Genomic DNA, 5478 nt, shown 5'->3' with positions numbered 1-5478 from the left:
CTTCATCGCCACCATGTTGGCGTCGAAGGCGGCGGCACCGATGTCGTCGCGCTCGAGCGTCACGGTCGCCGGCAGCACGATGTCGGCGTGGCGCGCCGTCGCCGTCCACACGGAATCCTGCACGATCAGCGTGTCGACGCGGGCGAAGGCCCGGCGCAGCCGCGCCAGGTCCTGGTGGTGGTGGAACGGGTTGCCGCCCGCCCAGTAGACCAGCCGGATGTCCGGGTAGGTCATGCGCCGGCCGTCATAGTCGAAGGGCTCGCCCGGATGGAGCAGCATGTCGGCGATGCGGGCGACCGGGATGAAGGGCCGGATCGGGTTCTGCCCTTGCGACAGGGTCGGCGTCGGCACGTCGAGCGCCGGCTTGCCGATATTGGCGAGCGAGCCCAGGCCGTAGGCGAAGCCGCCGCCCGGCAGACCGACCTGTCCCAGCATCGCCGCCAGGGTCAGCGCCATCCAGATCGGCTGCTCGCCATGCTCGGCGCGCTGCAGCGACTGGCTGACGACGACGAGGGTGCGCCGGCCGGCCATCCGCCGGGCGAGCGCCCGGATCGCCTCGGCCGCCATGCCGCAGATCGGCGCCGCCCAGTCGGCGTCCTTGGCGACCCCGTCGGCGCGCCCGGCGAGATAGTCCTCGAACACCGGGTAGCCGGCGGTGAAGCGGTCGAGGAAGGCGCGGTCGTGGAGCCCCTCCGCCACCAGGGTGTGGGCGAGGCCCAGCATCAGCGCGGTGTCGGTGCCGGGCGCGATCGGCAGCCACTCCGCCTCGGCCTCGGCGGGCAGGTCGTCGCGCAAGGGGCCGACGACGACGAACTCCGCCCCCCGGCGGCGGGCGGCGGCGATATGGCCGCGGGCGAGGTGGCGGCTGGTGCCGCCGCTGCCGACGGTGGCGTTCTTGATCGCCATCCCGCCGAAGGCGACGACGAGGTCGGTTTCCCGTTCCAGGTGGGACCAGGCGAAGCTGCGCCTCGCATAGTCGACGAAGTTGCCGAGCACGCGCGGCAGGATGACGGCCGCCGCCCCGGCGCTGTAGCTGTTGACCGAGCGGACATAGCCGCCGAGCAGGTTGAGGAAGCGATGGACCTGGCTCTGAGCGTGGTGGAAGCGCCCGGCGCTCGACCAGCCGTAGGAGCCGCCGAACACCGCCTCCGGCCCGGGCCCGTCATAGACGCGGGCGAGCTCGGTGGCGACCCGGTCCAGCACCTCGTCCCAGGGGACGGCGACGAATTCCTCGCGGCCGCGCATCGGGTCCGGCCCGGCCCCGCGCTCCAGCCAGCCGCGCCGCACCATCGGCCGGGCGATGCGCGCCGGGTGGCGCGCCGCTGCCGGGATGTTCGCCAGCAGGGGCGACGGGTCGGGATCGGCCGGATGCGGCGCCACGGCGACGCCGTCGCCCGTCTTCCAGGCGGTGAAGGCGCCCCAGTGCGAACTGTGGGAAACGCGGATCGCGCCGTCGTCCATGACGAACTCTCCCGAAGCGGACGCGGGTCAGCGCCCGATCTGGGCGCGGTGGCGCAGCAGGTGGTCGGCCAGCACGCAGGCCATCATCGCCTCGCCGACCGGCACGGCGCGGATGCCGACGCAGGGGTCGTGGCGGCCCTTGGTGACGATCTCCGTCTCCTCGCCGGCGACGGTCACGGTGCGGCGCGGCGCCAGGATCGAGCTCGTCGGCTTGACCGCGAAGCGGGCGACCACCGGCTGGCCGGTGGCGATGCCGCCGAGGATGCCGCCCGCCTGGTTGGAGGTGAAGTGCGGCCGGCCGTCCTCGATGCGCATCTCGTCGGCATTCTCCTCGCCGGAGAGCGCGGCCGCGGCGAAGCCGGCGCCGATCTCGACGCCCTTGACGGCATTGATGCTCATGAAGGCGGAGGCGATGTCGCTGTCGAGCTTGCCGTAGATCGGCGCGCCGAGGCCCGCGGGCACGCCGTCGGCGACGATCTCGATGACCGCGCCCGCCGACGACCCCGCCTTGCGGACGCCGTCGAGATAGCCTTCCCAGCTCTGCGCCGTCACCCGGTCGGGACACCAGAAGGGGTTGTCCTCGACCGCGTCCCAGTCCCAGCGCGCGCGGTCGATGGCGTGCGGGCCGATCTGGACGAGCGCGCCGCGCACCTGGACCGTCTCGCCCAGCACCTTGCGGGCGACGGCGCCGGCGGCGACCCGGGCCGCCGTCTCGCGCGCCGAGGACCGGCCGCCGCCGCGATAGTCGCGGATGCCGTACTTGGCCCAGTAGGTGAAGTCGGCGTGGCCGGGCCGGAACTTGTCCTTGATCTCCGCATAGTCCTTGGACCGCTGGTCCTCGTTGCGGATCATCAGGCTGATCGGCGTGCCGGTGGTGACGCCCTCGAAGACGCCGGACAGGATCTCGACCCGGTCCGGCTCGCGGCGCTGGGTCGTGAATCGCGACTGGCCGGGCTTGCGGCGGTCGAGCCAGACCTGGATGTCGTCCTCGGCGAGCGGGATCAGCGGCGGCACCCCGTCGACGACGACGCCCAGCGCCGGCCCGTGGCTCTCGCCCCAGGTGGTGAAGCGGAAGAGATGCCCGAAGGTGTTGAAGGACATGGAGCGGCGGCCGCCCGTCAGACCGTGGCGATGTCGGGCGCCGATGCGTTCTTCATGCCGACGACGTGGTAGCCGCAATCGACGTGATGCACCTCGCCCGTCACCCCGGAGGCGAGGTCGCTGAGGAGATAGAGCCCGGAGCCGCCGACGTCCTCGATGGTGACGTTCCGCTTCAGGGGCGCGTTGTACTGGTTCCACTTCAGGATGTAGCGGAAGTCGCCGATCCCCGAGGCGGCCAGCGTCTTGATCGGCCCGGCGGAGATGGCGTTGACGCGGATACCGTCGCCGCCGAGGTCGGCCGCGATGTAGCGCACGCTCGCCTCCAGCGCGGCCTTGGCGACGCCCATGACGTTGTAGTGCGGCATCACCTTCTCGGCGCCGTAGTAGGTCATGGTCACCATCGCGCCGCCCGGTCCCATCATCGCCGCGGCGCGGCGCGCGATGTCGGTGAAGGAGTAGCAGGACACCAGCATCGACTGGACGAAATTGTCCCGGCTGGTATCGACGTAGCGCCCCTTCAGCTCCTCCTTGTCGGAATAGGCGATGGCGTGGACCAGGAAATCGAGCCCACCCCACTTTTCCTGGAGGCTGGCGAAGACGGCATCGAGGCTGGCCTCGTCGAGGACGTCGCACGGCAGCAGCACGTCCGAGCCGACCTGCTCGGCCAGCGGCCGCACCCGCTTCTCCAACGCGTCGCCCTGATAGGTGAAGGCGAGGCGGGCACCGGCGCCCGCCACCGCCTGGGCGACGCCCCAGGCGATCGAGCGGTCGTTGGCCACCCCCATAATCAGGCCCCTCTTGCCGGCCATCAGCGGCCGTGCTTCCTGCATGCGTGCCTCGCTCGCAATCGATCCCGCGGACGGCGGGCATCCTACACCATCGAATCGGACCGGCAACGCGGCCGACCCGCCGCCATCTCGACGCCCGTCGCCGGACCGGGCCACGCTATATAGTCGAACCATGACCTTTGTTCGCCCATGAACCGCACCCGCTCCGACTGGGAAGCCTCGCTCCGCCGCGGCGTCCGGGCCGTGGCCGACCGGCTGCGCATGACCGGCGGATTCAGCCTCTACGCGCTCCGCCGCTTCTATTTCGACCATTGCCTGGAGGCGGCCGGCTCGCTCAGCTACACGTCGCTGCTGGCGATCGTGCCCGCCTTCGCCGTCGGCCTGTCGGCGCTCACCGCCTTTCCGCTCTATGCCGACGCGCGCCAGGCGATCTCGCAGATGATCCTGCGCAACCTCGTCCCCCAGGTCGGCGAGGTCGTCGACACCTACGTCACCCAGTTCGCGGGCGCGGCCGTGCAGCTGACCGCGGTCGGCATCGTCGGCCTCGCCGTCACCGCGGTGCTGCTGCTCGCCACCATCGAATGGCGCTTCAACTTCATCTGGCGGGTGCCGACCGAGCGGCCGTGGCTCGGCCGCATCCTCGCCTACTGGGCGATCCTGACGCTCGGCCCGCTGCTGCTCGGCGCCAGCCTGTCGCTGTCGAGCCGGGTGCTGGCGCTGGCCGAGGAGGCGGGGCTGGGCGTGGTGCTGTCCCGGGCGGCGTGGGGCTTCCCGTTCCTGCTCTCCGTCGCCGCCTTCTCCGGGCTCTACCTCATCATCCCGAACCGGACGGTGCGCTGGGGCGACGGCATCATGGGCGGGCTGGTCGCCGCCGTGCTGTTCCAGCTCATCCAGTCGGGCTTCGGCTACTACGTCACCCGCTTCGTCAGCTATCAGGCGGTCTACGGCGCCATCGCCGCCCTGCCGATCTTCCTGCTCTGGATGTACCTGACCTGGGCCGTCGTGCTGTTCGGCGCCGTGGTCGCGGCCGGCCTGCCCGACTGGCGGGCCGAGCGGTTCGGCGGCCGGACCTCCGGCACGCACACCCTGACGCTGGCGCTCAGCCTCGCCATCCTCGACGGGCTGCGCGCGCCGGGCGGCCGCCGCGTGCGCGAACTGGCGCGCCGGCTCGGCCTCGCCGCCACCATGGTCGACGACCGGCTGCACGCCCTCTACGAGGCGGGCTACGTGGCGCCGACGGGGGGCGGCCGCTGGCTGCTCGCGCGCGACCTGCACGAGGCGACGGTGGACGGCCTCGCCCACGCGCTCGGGCTGCACCGGGCGGGCGAGCTCGGCCCGGAGTTCCCGTCGGCCGCCTGGACGCCGCGCTTCAACGCCATGATGCGCAGCCTGTCCCGGGCCGAGCAGACCGCCCTCGACATCCCGATCGCCGCCGTCCTCGACGAGCCGGCGCCACCGGTGCCGGACTATTCGGCCTCGTCGCGGCGCACCCGGTAGGGGTGCTTGGCCGACCACGTCTCGACGAGCCGGCGCAGTTCGTCGTCCACCGTCTCGGGCAGGGTGACGGCCAGCGTCACGTAATGGTCGCCACGGGCCCCGCCGGGACCCGCGAGGCCCTTGCCGCGCAGCCGCATGCGGCGGCCCTGGTTGGCACCGGGCGGCACCTTGAGGCCGACCGTGCCGTCGATCGTCTCGACGCGGATGGTGGCGCCCAGCACCGCCTCCGCCAGCGTCACCGGCACCGTCGAGACGATGTCGGCACCCTCGCGGGCCAGGTCCGGGTGCGGCTCGATCTCGATCGCGACATAGACGTCGCCGCCGCCCATCTCCGGCGGCGCCTGGCCGCGCAGCCGCAACTGCTGGCCATCCTCCGTCCCGGGCGGGATGGTGACGTTGACGACGCGGCCGTCGGGAAGCTGCAACGGCCGCTTGCCGCCGCGCGCCGCCTCCAGGAATGGCACCCGCAGCGTCAGCCGGATGCCGTGGCCGTCGCCCGGGTCGGGCGGCGCCTGGTGCTGCCGGCGGCCGCGGCCGAAGAGGTCGGCGAAGATGTCGTCGGCGAACTCGAAATTGAAGCGCCCGCCGCCGGCCTGCCCCGTCCCGCCATGGCCCGTCCCGCCATGGCCCG

General features: G+C 72.5%; 5 protein-coding genes. 1 reads left to right on the top strand and 4 read right to left on the bottom strand.

Annotated elements, in window-relative coordinates:
- The 3 genes from ACE3Q3_RS16840 to fabI form a co-directional block, all read right to left on the bottom strand.
- Positions 1-1461: molybdopterin-dependent oxidoreductase (locus tag ACE3Q3_RS16840; protein ID WP_374448039.1), on the bottom strand; the 1461-nt coding region annotated here is incomplete at its 3' end.
- A gap of 27 nt (positions 1462-1488) precedes the next feature.
- Complete coding sequence (gene aroC / locus ACE3Q3_RS16835) at positions 1489-2562, bottom strand: chorismate synthase (protein WP_374448037.1); 1074 nt, start codon at positions 2560-2562, stop codon at positions 1489-1491.
- Between the two features lie 17 nt (positions 2563-2579).
- Positions 2580-3392, bottom strand: coding sequence for an enoyl-ACP reductase FabI (fabI, locus tag ACE3Q3_RS16830; RefSeq protein WP_374448035.1), 813 nt, complete (start codon positions 3390-3392; stop codon positions 2580-2582).
- 147 nt (positions 3393-3539) lie between these two features.
- Between fabI and ACE3Q3_RS16825 the strand changes: the two genes are divergently transcribed.
- Entirely contained in the window at positions 3540-4847 is a 1308-nt protein-coding gene (locus tag ACE3Q3_RS16825; RefSeq protein ID WP_374448033.1) for a YihY family inner membrane protein, read from the top strand.
- Here the strand turns inward: ACE3Q3_RS16825 and ACE3Q3_RS16820 are convergent.
- A partial coding sequence (locus ACE3Q3_RS16820) for a J domain-containing protein (protein WP_374448031.1) occupies positions 4817-5478 on the bottom strand: 662 nt, incomplete at its 5' end. The two genes, ACE3Q3_RS16825 and ACE3Q3_RS16820, sit on opposite strands and share 31 nt — an antisense overlap.

The sequence above is a fragment of the Allostella sp. genome (assembly GCF_041913585.1).
In the GTDB taxonomy this organism is placed as follows: domain Bacteria; phylum Pseudomonadota; class Alphaproteobacteria; order ATCC43930; family Allostellaceae; genus Allostella.
Note: the sequence above shows the minus strand (reverse complement) of the source record. Positions and strands in the feature narration are given on the sequence as shown.